The organism is Methylomonas montana, assembly GCF_030490285.1.
Lineage (GTDB): Bacteria > Pseudomonadota > Gammaproteobacteria > Methylococcales > Methylomonadaceae > Methylomonas > Methylomonas montana.
The window spans coordinates 2,277,511-2,292,984 of record NZ_CP129884.1 but is presented as its reverse complement, the minus strand read 5'-3'; the positions used below and the strand labels follow the sequence as shown (position 1 = coordinate 2,292,984).

General features: G+C 53.1%; 16 protein-coding genes. 8 read left to right on the top strand and 8 right to left on the bottom strand.

From position 1 onward, the window contains the following. Positions 1 to 80 precede the first annotated feature (80 nt). The 3 genes from QZJ86_RS10695 to QZJ86_RS10685 all read left to right on the top strand — a co-directional run bounded on the left by QZJ86_RS10695 (position 81) and on the right by QZJ86_RS10685 (position 2,060). Positions 81 to 677, top strand: coding sequence for an SRPBCC family protein (locus QZJ86_RS10695; protein ID WP_301938839.1), 597 nt, complete (start codon positions 81 to 83; stop codon positions 675 to 677). A gap of 69 nt (positions 678 to 746) precedes the next feature. After that, positions 747 to 1,697, top strand: a complete 951-nt coding sequence (locus QZJ86_RS10690) for a YVTN family beta-propeller repeat protein (RefSeq protein WP_301938837.1) — start codon at positions 747 to 749, stop codon at positions 1,695 to 1,697. Between the two features lie 72 nt (positions 1,698 to 1,769). Continuing rightward, the gene (locus QZJ86_RS10685; protein ID WP_301938835.1) at positions 1,770 to 2,060 is read left to right on the top strand and encodes a hypothetical protein; all 291 of its coding nucleotides are present in this window, start codon (positions 1,770 to 1,772) and stop codon (positions 2,058 to 2,060) included. A gap of 36 nt (positions 2,061 to 2,096) precedes the next feature. Here QZJ86_RS10685 and QZJ86_RS10680 read toward each other — a convergent pair whose 3' ends face one another. The 3 genes from QZJ86_RS10680 to QZJ86_RS10670 are packed head-to-tail and all read right to left on the bottom strand — an operon-like array spanning position 2,097 to position 4,866. Continuing rightward, the gene (locus QZJ86_RS10680; protein ID WP_301938834.1) at positions 2,097 to 2,318 is read right to left on the bottom strand and encodes a FeoC-like transcriptional regulator; all 222 of its coding nucleotides are present in this window, start codon (positions 2,316 to 2,318) and stop codon (positions 2,097 to 2,099) included. Then, positions 2,315 to 4,636 carry a Fe(2+) transporter permease subunit FeoB gene (gene feoB / locus QZJ86_RS10675; RefSeq protein WP_301938833.1) on the bottom strand — a complete coding sequence of 774 codons (2,322 nt, stop codon included), beginning with the start codon at positions 4,634 to 4,636 and terminating at the stop codon, positions 2,315 to 2,317. The genes QZJ86_RS10680 and feoB overlap by 4 nt, the downstream gene beginning before the upstream one ends. Then, a complete protein-coding gene (locus QZJ86_RS10670; protein ID WP_301938832.1) occupies positions 4,633 to 4,866 on the bottom strand; it encodes a FeoA family protein in 234 nt (77 codons plus the stop codon). The genes feoB and QZJ86_RS10670 overlap by 4 nt, the downstream gene beginning before the upstream one ends. Before the next feature lie 326 nt (positions 4,867 to 5,192). Here QZJ86_RS10670 and QZJ86_RS10665 point away from each other — a divergent pair, with 326 nt between their 5' ends. The 3 genes from QZJ86_RS10665 to QZJ86_RS10655 all read left to right on the top strand — a co-directional run bounded on the left by QZJ86_RS10665 (position 5,193) and on the right by QZJ86_RS10655 (position 6,684). Beyond that, the gene (locus tag QZJ86_RS10665; RefSeq protein ID WP_301939086.1) at positions 5,193 to 5,468 is read left to right on the top strand and encodes a hypothetical protein; all 276 of its coding nucleotides are present in this window, start codon (positions 5,193 to 5,195) and stop codon (positions 5,466 to 5,468) included. A gap of 117 nt (positions 5,469 to 5,585) precedes the next feature. After that, positions 5,586 to 5,930: a hypothetical protein gene (locus QZJ86_RS10660; RefSeq protein WP_301938829.1), complete on the top strand. Its 345-nt coding sequence runs from the start codon at positions 5,586 to 5,588 to the stop codon at positions 5,928 to 5,930. Next, complete coding sequence (locus QZJ86_RS10655; RefSeq protein WP_301938827.1) at positions 5,923 to 6,684, top strand: M48 family metallopeptidase; 762 nt, start codon at positions 5,923 to 5,925, stop codon at positions 6,682 to 6,684. Before QZJ86_RS10660 ends, QZJ86_RS10655 begins: the two co-directional genes overlap by 8 nt. 126 nt (positions 6,685 to 6,810) lie before the next feature. Here the strand turns inward: QZJ86_RS10655 and QZJ86_RS10650 are convergent, their stop codons facing one another. Next, complete coding sequence (locus QZJ86_RS10650) at positions 6,811 to 7,740, bottom strand: haloalkane dehalogenase (protein ID WP_301938825.1); 930 nt, start codon at positions 7,738 to 7,740, stop codon at positions 6,811 to 6,813. 164 nt (positions 7,741 to 7,904) lie between these two features. On the opposite strand from QZJ86_RS10650, the gene QZJ86_RS10645 reads away from it, so the two are divergent. Both QZJ86_RS10645 and pdxR read left to right on the top strand, forming a co-directional pair. Then, on the top strand, positions 7,905 to 8,030 hold the full coding sequence (locus tag QZJ86_RS10645; protein WP_301938824.1) for a hypothetical protein: 126 nt from the start codon (positions 7,905 to 7,907) through the stop codon (positions 8,028 to 8,030). A 373-nt stretch (positions 8,031 to 8,403) separates the two neighbouring features. Then, positions 8,404 to 9,864, top strand: a complete 1,461-nt coding sequence (pdxR, locus tag QZJ86_RS10640; RefSeq protein ID WP_301938822.1) for a MocR-like pyridoxine biosynthesis transcription factor PdxR — start codon at positions 8,404 to 8,406, stop codon at positions 9,862 to 9,864. A gap of 54 nt (positions 9,865 to 9,918) precedes the next feature. Here the strand turns inward: pdxR and QZJ86_RS10635 are convergent, their stop codons facing one another. The 4 genes from QZJ86_RS10635 to QZJ86_RS10620 all read right to left on the bottom strand — a co-directional run bounded on the left by QZJ86_RS10635 (position 9,919) and on the right by QZJ86_RS10620 (position 15,474). Then, on the bottom strand, positions 9,919 to 11,127 hold the full coding sequence (locus QZJ86_RS10635) for an NAD(P)/FAD-dependent oxidoreductase (protein ID WP_301938820.1): 1,209 nt from the start codon (positions 11,125 to 11,127) through the stop codon (positions 9,919 to 9,921). Positions 11,128 to 11,207: 80 nt separating this feature from the next. Continuing rightward, positions 11,208 to 11,945, bottom strand: a complete 738-nt coding sequence (locus tag QZJ86_RS10630; protein WP_301938960.1) for a beta-ketoacyl synthase chain length factor — start codon at positions 11,943 to 11,945, stop codon at positions 11,208 to 11,210. Continuing rightward, positions 11,945 to 13,144 (bottom strand): beta-ketoacyl-ACP synthase, encoded by a 1,200-nt coding sequence (locus QZJ86_RS10625; protein ID WP_301938819.1) that lies wholly within the window; start codon positions 13,142 to 13,144, stop codon positions 11,945 to 11,947. The genes QZJ86_RS10630 and QZJ86_RS10625 overlap by 1 nt, the downstream gene beginning before the upstream one ends. Then, positions 13,144 to 15,474, bottom strand: a complete 2,331-nt coding sequence (locus QZJ86_RS10620; protein WP_301938817.1) for an MMPL family transporter — start codon at positions 15,472 to 15,474, stop codon at positions 13,144 to 13,146. Before QZJ86_RS10620 ends, QZJ86_RS10625 begins: the two co-directional genes overlap by 1 nt.

Below are 15,474 nucleotides of genomic sequence, written 5' to 3'. Positions count from 1 at the left end.
ATGCTTTTGCGGATACTCCCAGAAGGATTTTATTTTATAATCGCCCTCTCCATTTTATGTGACCATCATAGGAAAGTGTTATGAAAAAAACCTCGCTATTCGTTTCAGCTGCATTGTTTTTGTTTACCAGCATGGCAAATGCTCATGGCCCGGTTAGAGCAAAACTGACCGCGACTGTAACCATTGATGCGCCAGCGGCAAAAGTTTGGGATGTGATTAAAAGTTACGACGATCTATCCTGGTTGCCAGCCGTTAGAAGCGTAACAGGGGAAGGCACCAATAATAAAGGCGCAATCCGCACGCTGCATCTGACCAATGGCGGCACCATCACCGAAGAGTTGAAAGCCTATGATGCAGCCAAATTTGCCTACAAATACAAAATTACCGAGATGAGCTCATCCGGTACTATCAAACACGCCGGTCAGGACGAACATATTCCCGTATTACCAGTCGGCAACTATGCAGCCGAAATATCCGTTACCGATAAAGGCGGTAAAGCCGAAGTGGAATGGGTGGCGACTTATTACCGCGCTTACGTCAACAACAATCCTCCGGCTGAACTGAACGAAGAAGCAGCCGACAAAGCGGTCACTAACGTGTTGAAATCCGGCCTGGAATCTATTGCTAAAAAAGTCGGTGCGGGCGCTGTTTCCGTTGAAATCGACATCAAACGCTAAAACGTTGTCGTCCGGTTCTCGGTATACCGCCGAGAACCCTTCCGCTGCAAAATTCCACTCATCCTCACCATGTACAACAGATATTCGTTTTTGGCTTTGACGCTGCTAAGTGCTTTATCTAGCGTCAACGCCGATCCTCACGCCTTTATCACCAATCAGTTGGATAATTCGGTATCGGTGATCGATACCCAAACTCAACAAGTAGTCGAGACCATTAAGGTTGAGGGTAAGCCGGCTGGTGTTGCGGTGAATCTGCCCTTAAAACAGATTTATATCAGCACCCCGGAAGGCGGCGGCTTTGCGGTATTGGATAGCGAAAAACTGACCAAATTACGTACTGTTAAGGTTGGCGGAGCATCGCTGGGAATTACCGCCGATAGAAAAGGCGAACAAGTATTTGTGGCTGATTGGTATGAAAATTCGGTGACGGTTTTCGACACGAAAAACTTTGCCAAACAAAAAACCATAACCGTTGGCAAATCGCCATCCGGCATGGCGGTTAGTCCGGACAATCGTTGGCTATACGTTGCCAATCGCATCGATGATTCCATCTCGCAAATCGATATAAGAAAATTGGCGATCCGCAACACCACCAAGGTTGGCGCACATCCATTCGGCATTGCCGTGGATAGCCAAGGCAAGCGCCTGTATTCCGCTAACGTCGAAAGCGACGATGTGACGGTGCTGGACGCCCGCAGCCTGAAACGCTTGGCTACCATCAAAGTAGGGGCGAGGCCCTATGCGGTGGCTTTAGCTTCAAACGATAAACTGCTGTTTGTCACCAATCAGGACGACAGCACGGTCTCGGTAGTGGATACAGCGACTTTAAAACAGATTGAGGTAATCACTGTCGGCGATAAGCCGGAGGGTATCAGTACTCATCCAGATGATCAGCATGTTTATGTCGCCAATTGGTTTGATAACAATGTTTCAGTCATCGACGCCAAAACCCTGCAAGTGGTTAATACCATTAAGACGGGGGAGGGCAGTCGCGCCTTTGGCGAATTCATCACGCCTTAGCCCCGATAGACATTTTTACCGGATCGCTTGTATGGTAGACTGCGCGCCGTTGCTAACATCATTGAGAAATACATGGCTGAAAACGTTGAAGATTTAACCATTAGTTACGAAGACGGCGGCGTTGAAACTGTCAAGGAACTGGACAAAAAGATCCTGAGTAAGGGCGCTTGGGCGACGGTCATTTACCGTTATCAGGATTGGGAGCCGGCCAAGAATCAATACAGCCAGGATAGATTTAGTATCCGCCGTTATCAAAAACGCAACGGCGAATATCAGCAAAAATCGAAATTCAATATTTCCAGCGAAAAACAGGCGCAAGAGTTGATCGAAGCGCTGCAAGGCTGGTTGGCAGAAGATAAATAACATTTCAGTCTAGCGAGGTGAATACGCCTCGCTATGCTAATCGACCCACTCGTAAATCTCGGTCAAGGTCGGGTCGCACTTGCAACAGCTAGTGCCGCAGGACGAAGCGACCGGATTTAAACGTACTTTACCTTTGTTGATCCATTTGCCCAGCATCCCTCGCAAGGCATCGGCATCCATATGAAAATGGGCTACTAAATCGCTCAAGGTTACCCGGCGTTTTTCCTGCAAATAGCTGCGTAAGTCGGACAATATCATTGCATGACTCCATTCGCAGCAGCTTGGCGTACCCCGTAAAAACGTAACAAGAACAATATGCCAGCAAAGATAAGGGTTAGCGCCAATATCCAGCCGATAGCCGAATTTGGGTGCTGGGCATAGGTCATGCCTTGGTAGAAGAGGGTGGCCGTCAAGTAAGCGACAAAGGTGGTCCAGCACACCACGAATAAAGCCCAGCTGCCGTTGGTTTCTTTGTATATCGCCGCAGTGGCGGCTACGCAGGGCGCGTACAGCAAAATAAACAATAAATAAGCAAAGGCGCCGATTTGGCCATCAAAATGCGCTTGCATTACGCCGAATGTATCAAGTTTGACTTGCTGTTGTTCCGCTGCTGCAGCCTGATCGGAGATATTGGCTATGCCCAATCCTAATGGATCGAGCAGTTTGTCGGCAATTGCCAGCAGATTGTCGGGCACTGTTTGACAGGCTTCAAGCAACGCCTGTTGTAAATTGAAATTTTTCTTTTCCAATGCGTGATCGGAAACAGCCATTTGGCTGTACAACGCATCCAGCGTACCGACTACCGCTTCCTTGGCCAGCACGCCGGTAAAAATACCAACGGTGGCCGGCCAGTTGTCATGAGCGATGCCCATGGGCTGGAAGACCGGGGTTAGGGTGCGACCAATTTCGCTCAACACCGATTTATCGCTATTTTCCTGGCCGAAACTGCCGTCGGTACCCAAAGAGTTCAATACATTCAACACCAACACCATCGGCACGATGACTTTGCCGGCGTTGAAGATGAAGGTTTTTAAGCGTTCCCAGGTTTTGGTGTACACGCCTTGCAAAGTGGGCAAATGGTAAGCGGGCAGTTCCATCAAAAAAGGCGTGGGGGAGCCGCGCAACAAGGTGTGACGCATGATTAATCCGGTCAATACCGCTACCACGATGCCGAATAAATACAAACCAAACACCAGATTCTGGCCGCCAACCGGAAAAAACGCGGCGGCAAACAAGGCGTAAACCGGCAGACGGGCGCCGCAGGACATGAACGGATTCATCAGATTAGTTAAAACCCTATCACGCTGATTATCCAATGTGCGGGTAGCGATAATGGCTGGCACATTGCAGCCAAAACCGACGATCATCGGCACAAACGACTTGCCGGGTAGGCCAATGATGCACATGAAACGGTCCATTACAAATGCAGCTCTGGACATATAGCCGGAGTCTTCCAGCATCGATAAAAATATGAATAAGAAGCCGACGATGGGAATAAAGGTAGACACAACTTGAATGCCACCGCCGATACCGCTACTGATTAATACCACTAGCCAGTCCGGCAAATTCAAGGCGGTCAGTAACTCGCTTAAGCCATCCACCAGCAATGCTCCGACCGCTTTGTCGAAAAAATCGACGAAAGCGCTGCCGATATTGATGGTAAACATGAACATCGCGTACATCACCAACAAAAAGATGGGAATGCCCAGGAAGCGATTTAGGACGATACTGTCGATTTTGTCCGTGGTATTGCGGGAAACCTCGTTGAGTTTGCAGACGCTGGCTTTTACCAATTGGTTAACCAAGCCATAGCGGGCGTCGGCGGCTAGGATATCGATTTCGTCTTGGGTTTGAACTTCGATGTCTGCACGCAATTGTTCCGCAGCTTTTTGCAGTTCAGGACCGGCAAGCTGTTTGGCCAAGGTATCGTTTTCGAGTAAACGCAGTGCAAGCCAACGACTATCGCAAACTAAATCGACAGATTGCTGGGTTAATTTGGGCTGTAATTGGCTGACGGCAGTTTCAATGGCCGGATCGTAATTAACTTGTAAGCCTGGAATTGGCTTGCTGACGCAAGCTTTATTAATGACGTCGCGCAATTCCCTGATGCCGGCACCGGTCGCAGCGGTAACCGACACTACCGGGCAAGCCATTTCTTTAGCGAGCAGTTCGAGGTCGATTTTGATGCCGCGTTTTTTAACCGCGTCCATCATGTTCAAGACCAGTATCATCGGCACCCGCATTTCGATCAGTTGCGAGGTCAGATAAAGATTTCGTTCTATGTTGGAAGCATCGACGATGTTGATGATCAAATCAGCTTGGCGAGACGCCACATAATCGCGGGCTACTTTTTCGTCCAGCGAAATACTGTCGTCATCAGCTTCCAAGGAATAAGTGCCGGGCAAGTCGACGAGGCTTATTTGTTTGCCTTGATGCGTGTATTCGCCGGTTTTTTGTTCGACAGTCACGCCTGGCCAATTGCCGACATGCTGCTTAGAGCCAGTCAATGCATTGAACAGTGTGGTTTTTCCGCAATTAGGATTACCGACAACGCCGACGGAAAAGTCCATACTCATACTTTTTCTATGAGTAAGACTGACGCCTCGTTTTTGCGCAGCGACAAAGAAAATCCGCGGATCCTGATTTCAACCGGATCGCCCATAGGCGCGAAACGCGTGATAGTGAATTCCGTGCCTGGCGTTAATCCCATGGCCAACAATTTTTTGCGATAAACGCCGCCGGACCGATCGAAACCAACTATCCGACCTGTATCGCCGGTCGCAAGCGCTTTAAGATATGTCGACATATAAGCTAATTAATAATTGTTCTCATTAATTTGCAATATAGCATATCAATAAGGGGATGTTACACAATTAGTTCATTGCTTATCCTGCTACCAAGTCTTTGAGTTTGGGCACCTCGAAAAACTCATCGCCATGAGAAAATAGTCCTGTCGCATACATACCGCAAAACCGCCATGATTGTTGGCGCCGATTGAAAATTGACCTGGGGATTTAATGGCTCAGCGTACGCCACCGGGTTGTATTAGTCGAAGCCTCGTCCAATGACACATGAGCCTGAGCGAGGCGCTGTATTCCCAGTGTGAGATGAACCTGGGGGCTTGAAGTTGGGATGGCGATCGTGTTTACATACATGATGGATGCCTTGCCGTTTGTGAGTCGCAACGTCCATTCCGATAACGGCTCCCAGTACATCAACCACAAGGTGGCTGATGGTGTATCAATTCGGTTTTCAGGAGATGAAAGAAGCTTTCCGACAAGGCGTTATCCCGCCAATTGTCCTTACGGCTCATGCTTTGCCGGACGCAATATTTTTGCCGATTTTTTCCTGCTGGGATGCTCGAAAAAATCTTTCGGCAAAAATAGCGACTCCCCGGACTTCGCATAATGTATATTATGTTAAATTGAATACTATCAATAGGAACACTTTTTGCGTTGGCGTTCATTTAAGTAAACTTGTAACTAGATTTAAAGTACATTTGTAAACGGCATAACCCTTGATGATTTGCGCGGCAAAACCAGTTCAGACCTGCCGGATATTTTGGCGCATCGAGACGAAGCCAAAGCTTTTTATGGCGTGATTCAGGAGCCCTTGGCGGTTTATTCCGTGGCGGGCTACACCACGCCGGAAGTCTTTGCGGCAGAAACCGCCGTGAAGCTGGACGAGATTATCAGCGGGCATAAAATCCGCGACTGGACAAGAAATCAGGATGTAAAAAACCTGATGATGAATGAGATCGAGGATTACCTTTACAGTCTGAAAGGCCGTTATGAATTGCCCATGGATATAGAGCTGATCGAGCGGATCACCTATCAAGTGCTGGCTATTGCGGAACGACGGAATGGCTAGCATGAGGCGCGGTGTTTTGGCGGTGGCGGAAAAACCCAAACAGTCTGTTTTATTCGGGCAGACGGAAATCATCTATCGCGTGAATGCTTCTGACCGCAAGACCTTGGCTATTCATGTGTACCCAGATGGACAAGTGATTGTCGATGCACCGATGACGGCCAGCCGCGAAGCGATTGCCGAAAAGGTAAAGAAAAAAGCAGCGTGGATTTTTAAGCAAAAATTACAATTCGAGGCCTATCCCCCTGCCCTGCCCCAAAGGCGCTATGTGTCCGGAGAAACGCATCGTTATTTGGGACGGCAATACCGGTTACTGGTCAATCAGGGGTTGGTGGATCATGTCAAACTGGTGCATGGTCGACTGATTGTAGAAACAGCGACACCGAATAGCACTGAAAAAGTCAGAATGCTTTTACAGGCGTGGTATCGCTCGCGGGCAAAGACGGTTTTTTCGGAGAGCTATGCGCTTTGTGTCAGGCAAGTTGCCAAGTTAGAAATTCTGCATCATCAAGGCTTCCAGCTTCGTTTTATGCCGAACAGGTGGGGAAGCTGCACCGCGCAAGGCAATATCATCCTTAACCCGGAGCTGATTGCCGCCCCGAAGGATTGTATTGATTACGTGATTACGCATGAGCTTTGCCATGTGAAAGAGCGCAATCATAGTCTGGCGTTTTATAAACTGCTATCGGCAGTGATAAAGGATTGGGAGTTGAGGCGCAAGCGGCTCAATGAAATGGTTGAGGTGCGGTTTGTTTGAGGAGAACCTAAATTTATCAGTTTAATCGTGCGTAATTACACCCACTGGCACACCGTCGTCCTGACAGGTGCGCAAGCGCCGGGTTTTTGTGCTGAAAAAAGTACGGATGCAATTGAGATAACTTGTTTAACGGGCAAGATTAGTTATTTCAAGTGTTGATCGATTACATTGACTGTTAGCGAGTTGCCGGACAAACGCCCGCAACGCAGTGCCGATTTCGACGTGCGAATCTTCCTGAATATAATGAATGCCCTTGACCGACACCTCCTGTTGGTTCGGCCAGGTCCGGCAAAATTCGAGTGCGCGACCGGTGAGCAGTGCACCCGGTTCGGCCGAGACCAGCAATTTTGGAATCTGGCTGGAGGACAACCAATGCCCATATTGCTCAACAATCCTGACGACATCCGCCGGTTCGCCATCGATAGGTATTTCTCGCGGCCAAATCAGTGTCGGCCATCGCGCCGCGTGCGATTTGAACGGCGTCCGATAGGCATCCATTTCCCCGTCAGATAGCTTACGAAGTACGCTCTTCGGCAAAACGGTTTCCACGAAAAAATTGTCTGTCAATACCATTTGCTCGCCCTGCTCCGAACGCAAGGCGCGGAACAGAGCGTCTCGACCATCAGGAAAATCTTCCCAGCGCCTGGGTTGCACCAGGGCTTCCATGTAAGCGATGGCCCGAATCTGCTGCGGATGCCGATAAGCCCGGTAGAAGCCTAAGGCTGATCCCCAATCGTGCAAGACCAATATCACGTTTTCGGTCAAATCCAACGTATCGAACCAGGCGTCAAGATAGCGCGCATGATCCGTGAAGCGATAGGCGGCGTTTGGGGACTCGCCGGACTGTCCCATCCCCACCAAATCCGGAGCAAGGCAGCGGCCCTGCTCGACGAGGAACGGAATGATGTTGCGCCACAAGTAGGAAGACGTCGGGTTACCATGCAAAAAAACGATGGGATCGCCCTCGCCAACGTCGATATAGCTGATCTCGGTATCGAGTACGGCGATACGTTTGCGCGGATAAGGATCGGTACTGGATATTTGCAATTCGAACATGTTGAATCTCCTTTCAATCGGATCTCTGGTCAAATGTGTCAATGCATTGCCGGTATTCATGACTGCCCCCTTATTGCAGATAGTGATTTTGTAACCGCGATGGGTATGGGCAGCAGAATACGTCCGTTACCCATACCGTTAAAGAGCCACCATTCGTGAATTGCATGGGACCACTTTCGCTGACGCGTCATCTGTTACAACTACAGCGTCTCCCATCCGCCGCCCAGAGCATCACCGGCGGCCCGCCCGTCAGCGTGGCGTCGTCCAGTCCGACCACGATACTGTTCTGAAACGTATTGGCCGAGAATGCTGCGCAGGCAGCGGCGTTTCTATCCTGACTCAGCCCAGAGATTGCCAGTTGCGGCAAGATTTCCGCCAGAAGTCCGCCTGACACCGGCACGATGACGACCTTGACGGCCGAGTTTTTCTGTTAGAATAAAAGTAGGCATCGGGCGAGCGATTTTCCATAGCCGCCGTGCTGTAAAGCGTGGCTAGCCGAGATGAGCCGTTGAAGGATGAAACAAAGCGCACGCCTTTGCGGGCTACGTTTGCAGGCTCTATGGTCATGGTCAAGATACTTCTCCTTAATGTTGGATTCTCGTCAGGTGCGGATAAAATACGACCGCTTGCGATGCCAGGTAAGATCCACCAATCAAAAAAATCATGAGACCATTTTTCGATTTGGCAATTACGTTGCCGCCGCAAGGTTCCGGTGATTTGCTCCGCACCGTGCATCGCCAGTTGAGGGCCGCAATTGACGATGGCAGGCTGCAGCCGGGACTGCGCCTGCCATCCACCCGCGCGCTGGCCGCGGCACTTGGCGTCTCGCGCAATACCGTCGTGGCTGCATATGATCTTTTATTGAGCGAAGGTTACTTGGTGATTCACCCCAACGTGGGGACTTATGTTGCCAACCTCGCATCCCAGCCGATGCCGAGCAGGACGCCGAACCGCGTTAGTTTGCCGGATGTGCGCCTGAACGAATTCTGGCGGCAGCCGCCGCCGATTTTTCCGGGACCGATGTCGCGGGATGCGTTCCGTTACGACTTTCGGGTGGGACTTCCCGATAAGACATTGTTCCCCTTTTCCCTGTGGCGACGTTTATCGACCAGGATTTTACGGCCACTGACGAAAACGCCCGCCGCGTATACTGAACCCGAAGGGCGGGAAGCGTTGCGGGTGGCGATCACCAAGCATATTTCTTATGCCAGAGCGGTTTCCTGCCGGGTGGAGAATGTGGTGGTGACGGCCGGTGCCCAGCAGGCTTTCGATTTACTGGCACGGATATTGGTCACTCCGGACAAAACAGTCGTCGCCGTAGAAGAGCCCGGTTATCCGCCACTGCGAGCGGCATTTGCCGCTGCTCGCGCCAAAATCGCGCCCATTCCGGTCGATCATGAGGGACTGGTGGTCGAGCGTCTGCCGGAGGATGCGCGGGTGATCTACGTCACGCCTTCGCACCAGTGCCCGCTTGGCGTCACGCTATCGGCAAGGCGCCGGGCAGCTCTGTTGGATTTTGCTCAGAGCCGTGGTGCGGTGGTGATTGAGGACGATTACGATGGCGAATTTCGCTTCAACGACCGGCCAATCGATGCACTACAGACGCTGGATCGTCACGGATCGGTATTTTATGTCGGCACCTTTTCCAAAAGCCTGTTTCCTTCAATCCGGCTCGGTTACGTGGTTACGCCGCTCTGGGCCAGGCGCGCATTGGTTGCGGCAAAGGCCTACACCGATTGGCATTGCGCGGTGATCGCGCAGGATATGCTGGCCGCATTCATCGAGGAAGGCCATCTGCTGCGCCACATTCGCAAGATGCACAAAATCTATGCCGAGCGCCGCTCTATACTGAAGCAGTCGTTGGATCGACATTGCGGCGACAGGCTGAGCGTGATTGGCGCCGATGTGGGTTTACACCTAACGGTGGAACTGGCAGAGTCGCTGCAGGCAAGAAAATTGGCGCTAACAGCGGCCGCCGAAGGCATTCGCTTGCAGCCTTTGGATAGCTACGCTACGCAAAAACCTGCGCGTAACGGCTTTGCTCTGGGTTACGGCATGATTCAGGCAAACCAGATTGATGAGGCCATTTGCCGTCTGGCGCAAACGATGGATAAAATCGGCTAACCGTTTGCAGAGATCCGGTTATATCAATCAGTGACAGTCAACCGGCGAAAAAAATTAACTTACGTTTCGGCGCCCAGCCAGCAGACTTTGTTGCAAGGTGTTGTTGTCGACCCATAAATCGCCCGCCAAGAGCTGCGCAATCTGGGCTTTCAAATCGGGATCGCGGTCGGCCTCGAAAAACAAGTTATGGACGATGTTGGATTGGTAAAAGCGTTCCACGAACAGCCGCATGGTGTTGAAACCCAACAAGTAATTCTGATCGTCCTCGGCGTGTAGCTCAGGATCGGCTTCACGCCCTTCCGCCAGCCCTTGGTGAACGCGGTCAGCGACGCGAGCGGCACTGGTGAAAGCCAGAAATACGCCGGAGGAAAACACCGGATCAAGGAAACCGGCGGCGTCGCCGCAACAAGCGTAGCGAGAGCCGTAGCGGCTTTGGTTGGTGTAGCTGAAATCCGCTTCAACCCGAACGGGTGCAGATTGCTCTGCCCCCGCCAGCAATCGGTTCAAAATAGGTGAAGCCGCCAGATAACGGCGCAACAATGCTTCTGCGTCACAGTCTCTGGGGCGATCTTTTTGGACCACCAGCCCAACGCTCAAGCGCCGTCCGGACAGTGGAATGACCCAGATCCAGCCGATGTCCACGACCGGCACATAAATATTGCCGGAACGGAACAGATCATCGGCCTCTTCGCCCGGCTGAATATTCTGAAAGTGGCTATACACCGCAAACTTGCCCAAATTTTCGATGCGCTGGATGGCCTTGCCTTTCCTGCCCGTCAACGCGCTGCGGCCCGTGGCATCAATCAAATAGCGACAGCGGTATTGGCCCTTATCGGAAACGATGTCCACCCCTTGTGGCTGACAGGAGACATCCAATACTTTTTCTTCCTGATGGGTTTCGACACCGTGTTTGGCGGCGTTTTCAAACAACAGCTGGTCGAAGGGGCCGCGTTCGATCTGGTAGGTTTTACGGTGTACGCTTAGCGGGAAATACATGCGCTGTTCGGTGGTTTCGTCGATGAAAACCGCCCCGCTCTTAGCCAGGTTGCCGGCGCTCCAATCTATCCCCAAGCGCTGAATGACCGGCTCGCTAAAAGGCAGCATGGATTCGCCAATGTGGAAGCGCGGATGTCGGTCGCTCTCCAACAGCAAAATCTTGTGGCCATATTGTGCCAGCAAAGTCGCCGCCGTCGAACCGGCCGGGCCGCCACCGACTACGACGACGTCGTAGTCAAAAACATTTTGTTTATTGTCGGGCATCATCTGATCTGTTTAATAAAAAATCGCTCGAAAATCTGTCTTTTGCGCAAGCATAGCAAAGTTCAGGAGGTCAAAAACCGCTATCAACCGCTGACTTCAACCTGCCACGCCGGCGAAACCGACACGACTTGCGGGTGATTTTCTGCTCTCGCGGCCCGTTCAAGCAAGGGCATGGCCGCCAAGATCGGCATTTTCGCAATCAACGCCGCCCAGGCGGGTGGTAAAGTCGGCGCTCCTGTTTGAGGTCTGCCGAGTTGCATGATACTGCCCTCCACCATTCCGGCTGCCAACACCAAGGCACAGCCAAAAGCCGACTCGCCGCAGCCCGGATCGAGATATTCCGGCCAGGGTTCATCGTAGCAAACCAGCAGCAGCTCGCCGCCTTGGCAAGCCAATTGGCACCAGACTTCCAACAAGGCCATCGCAAAGGTGTCTGATCCTGCCGCTAACGCGCTGGCAGGCTGGGTACATAGCTGGGCAATACTCCAATAAGCGGCCGCGGTATTTTGCACGGAATTGTGAAAAGCGCTGGGGGACATCACTCCTTCCGGCTTGACCAACTCGGTGCAAAGCAGGTCGGTGGTCTTGATTTCGCCGGCCACGCTGGCGAATATCGAAGGCAGCGTCGCCGGCGAGCGTTGGGCATGCTCGCAGGCCGCTGCCGCCGCGCTGAACGCCAATTGCATCGCCTGGCTACTACGGCGGCGCAACAGCGGCGGAATCGTCTGGCGATTAATATCAAAGGCCGGAAACGGCAGACTGGCCCGAAATTCAGCGTCCGGCGCACAGGCGCCAAAGCCGAGCAGACTCATGCATTCCATCACGCGGCCTCCAGCAAAACACTGGCGTTATTGCCGCCAAAACCAAAGGCATTGCTCAATATCAGTCGAGGGCTAAATTCCAGGTTCGGCGCGGCGACGACCGGAAACAGACATTCCGGGTCCGGCCGCTTCAACCCGCAAGTACCAGGTAAAAAACCCCGTTCCAAAGCCAGCAGACTGACCACAGTTTCCACCGCGCCGGCCGCACCCAAGGTGTGGCCAAGCAAACCTTTCACGCCGCTGCAGGGCGGTGGATTCGGAAACAGGCTGACCACCGCTCTGGCCTCAGATAGATCGTTAAGCGTGCTGGCGGTGGCGTGCAGGTTGATGTAATCGACCTCGCCTACTTGCCGCCCCGCCAGGCGCAAGGCTTGGGCCATGGCGGTTGCCGCGCCGACCCCGTCGGGATGAGGCGCGCTCATGTGATGGGCATCGGAGGACTCCCCCACTGCCAACAGTCGAGGCCGGCCGGCATTGTCCGAGCTTTGCTTTTCCAGCAGCAGCAAAGCCGCCCCCTCGCCGATGTTGATGCCTTGGCGCTCGGCATCCATCGGCCGGCAGGCTTGTGGCGAAATTAATTGCAAACTGTTGAAACCGCGTAGCGTCAAGCGGCATAAACTGTCCACCCCGGCCACCAACACCGCGTCGCAACAGTCTGTCGCAATCAACCGTTGCGCTGCCGCCAAGGCTTTCGCGCTGGAAGAACAGGCCGTGGAAATCGCATAGCAAGGCCCATGCAAACCCAGTTCCAGCCGCAAAAACTCCGCGGTGGCCTGGGCCGTCTGGACTTGCAGGAAATGAAAATCGCCGGGCATCACGCCATCTTGCCGCAAACGGGCATAAGCATTCTCGGAGTCGTAAATACCCGAAGTGCTGGTGCCCAATATCAAGCCCACTCGTGCCGCGCCATACCTTGCGATTGCCCGTTCCACCTCGGCGCGAAAACCGCCCTGGCTCAGCGCTTTAAGCGCCAGCCTGGCATTGCGGCAATCATAGGCTTTCAGGCTGGGACGAATTTCCGGCAAAGGTGACGTCACCTCGCCCACCACCGTTTCGAAAGGAATATCGAACAGTTGTAGCAGTTTCAGACAGCTGCGATTGTCGATCAAACTCGAGTATAAGGCTTCCACATCGTCGCCGGCAGCGCTGACGCACTGGTAGGCCGTGACGGAAACTGGCGGTATCTGCGGGATCGTCATTAATTAGTTGGCTTTTGGATCAGTAAAGGACAGAGTAGAAAACCCAAGGTAACACCCAAGCTCACCGACAGCGCCAGAATCGGCAAGGTTGGCGTCTTGCCTAGCCCAAGCGCTCCAAAGGAAGCAATCGTCGTCAGGGTCGATGAGGCGATGGCGTGGTAGGTGACATCGGCATCGCGGCCGCGATTGTCGATAAAGAATATCCCGTAATCCACGCATAGCGATACCGACAACAACAGGCCAATCACATGCAGGAAACTGACTTCCTCGCCCATCAACGCCCAGGTGGCGAAAATGAACAGAACAGACGCCACGGAAGGCAACAGGGTCAAAAATACCTTACGCAGATCGCGTTGCTGCAGCCAGATAAACAGCGCCATCACGCCGATACCGATGCCCAGCATCACTAAAGATCGGTCCCGATATTTTCCTGCCAAATGATCCAATTGATCCTTTTGACTGAAGTAACGAGTGCCTTCCAAACCGGCCAGGCCTTCGATCAGTTGATCGGGATCGTGCTCGCCCAGCCACAGCGACAACATCACGCCATTTTGCCCGGCCAGCATTTGTCCGGACAGGATATGCCGTACCGGCGAATCCATTACCGCAGCGGGTTGCAATGGTTCAGCCGACGCAGGAAACAGCGTACCCAGTTTCTCGACGGACAGGCCAGCCTTGGATAATCCAGCTTTCCAGGCTTGCTGAAACTCCGGAGTTAGACCTCGTTGGTAAACTTTGGCGTTTTCGGTTTGCAGTTGTTCGGACACCAGCCAAGGAAACAGGCCGTGGTATTCGCTGACGACACCGGCCTGCTTCAGCGCCTTCAAGCGCCGCTCGGCCGCTTCGGAACGTTGGAGCGCGGTTTCCCAGTCGTCCGCTTGTATCAACACAAAGCGGCCCGGCTCGATACTGGAAAAATGAGAACGCACCGTCGCATCCTGCCGTTTCAACAAATCCATGTCCATCGCCAGATTTTGCATATCGTCCATCCAGCGGATTTGCGGTAGGGATAGTCCGGCAAATATCACGCCGACGCCGAACAGACCCAGCAACAATTTCCGGTGACGGCCGCAGAAATCCACCCAGGCGCCGATGCCCGGCAAATGCGCAGCGTGCAACGAGGAATGAGTCAGCAAGGCCGGCAACACCCAGCGGGTCAGGCCCAAGGACCCGGCAATGCTGGCTACGGCAAACACGGCGATTTGCTCGAAGCCTGGAAACCCGGTAAAGCCCAAAGCGCCATAGCCGATGACGGTGGTCAAGCCGCCCATTAACAGACTCGGCCACAGCAACCGGACCGCTGAAAGCGGCGTATTGCGGTGTTTGGCGCAATGTACCATCACATGAATGGGATAATCGGAAGAGATGCCAATCAAGCTGGCGCCGAGAGCCAGTGTCAAACTGTGGACATCCTGGAACACCAATGCTGTCGCCAAGGTGCCGATCACAAAGGAAGCGCCCTGCACCATCATCACCCAGTGCAAGGCAGAAAAAGAATGAAACAGGAAGATAAACACCAAGGCCACGGCGAGGCTGGACACCACCGAAACCAGAGTCACGTCCTGGCTGATCTCGCTTTGGGCCGCCACGCTGAACACCGGTACCCCGGCCATGGAGAGCCGAAAGGCGCCGCCGGTTTCTGAGTTCAAGCTGTCGAAGCTGGCCCGGATCGCCGCTTGCAGCCGGGTATGTGCTTCGGAATCCAACGCAGCCGGCCGGCTTTGCAAGATCAGGGCACCGCCGTCACCGAGCTTGGCTTGTTGCTGGAATTGGCCCTGTAAATCCTTGAAGCCGTTCAGTGACAATAACAAAGGATCCTGCTTGGCGATGGCTTTGACGAAACTGCCCTGGGGTGAAAGCAGAGCCTGTTTGAGTCCTTCTGCCTTAGCTGCCAACTTGGCAGGATCGAATAATTCCTGCCCGTCCTGTTCGGGATTCAGGCTGAATATGCGGGCCTGGTAAGGCGCGTAAGACGCTACGGCATCGATCCAGTCGCGGGGCGGCTGGTCGGCCGGCCACACCTGTTCCACGTCTTCCAGCTTGGCAAACTGACTAAGCAGTCGAGCGCTGAATACGGCTAAGGAAAGCGGGGATTCCGTAGGGCTGGTTTCGCTAGCCGAGTTCGCCGGTTCCGCCTTTTCGACCACTAACATATAGCGCCGCGATAGTTCGCCGGATTTCAACAAGCCGGACAACAGCCTGGAATCTTCGTCGTCGGTAGCGGTAAAAAAAGCGTTCAGGTCTGTCTCGACCCGAAGTTGCCAGACAGTCACCGCCAACAATAGCGGAAACAGCAGTATGAACCAGCGCTTTCTCCAGACGAAAGACAC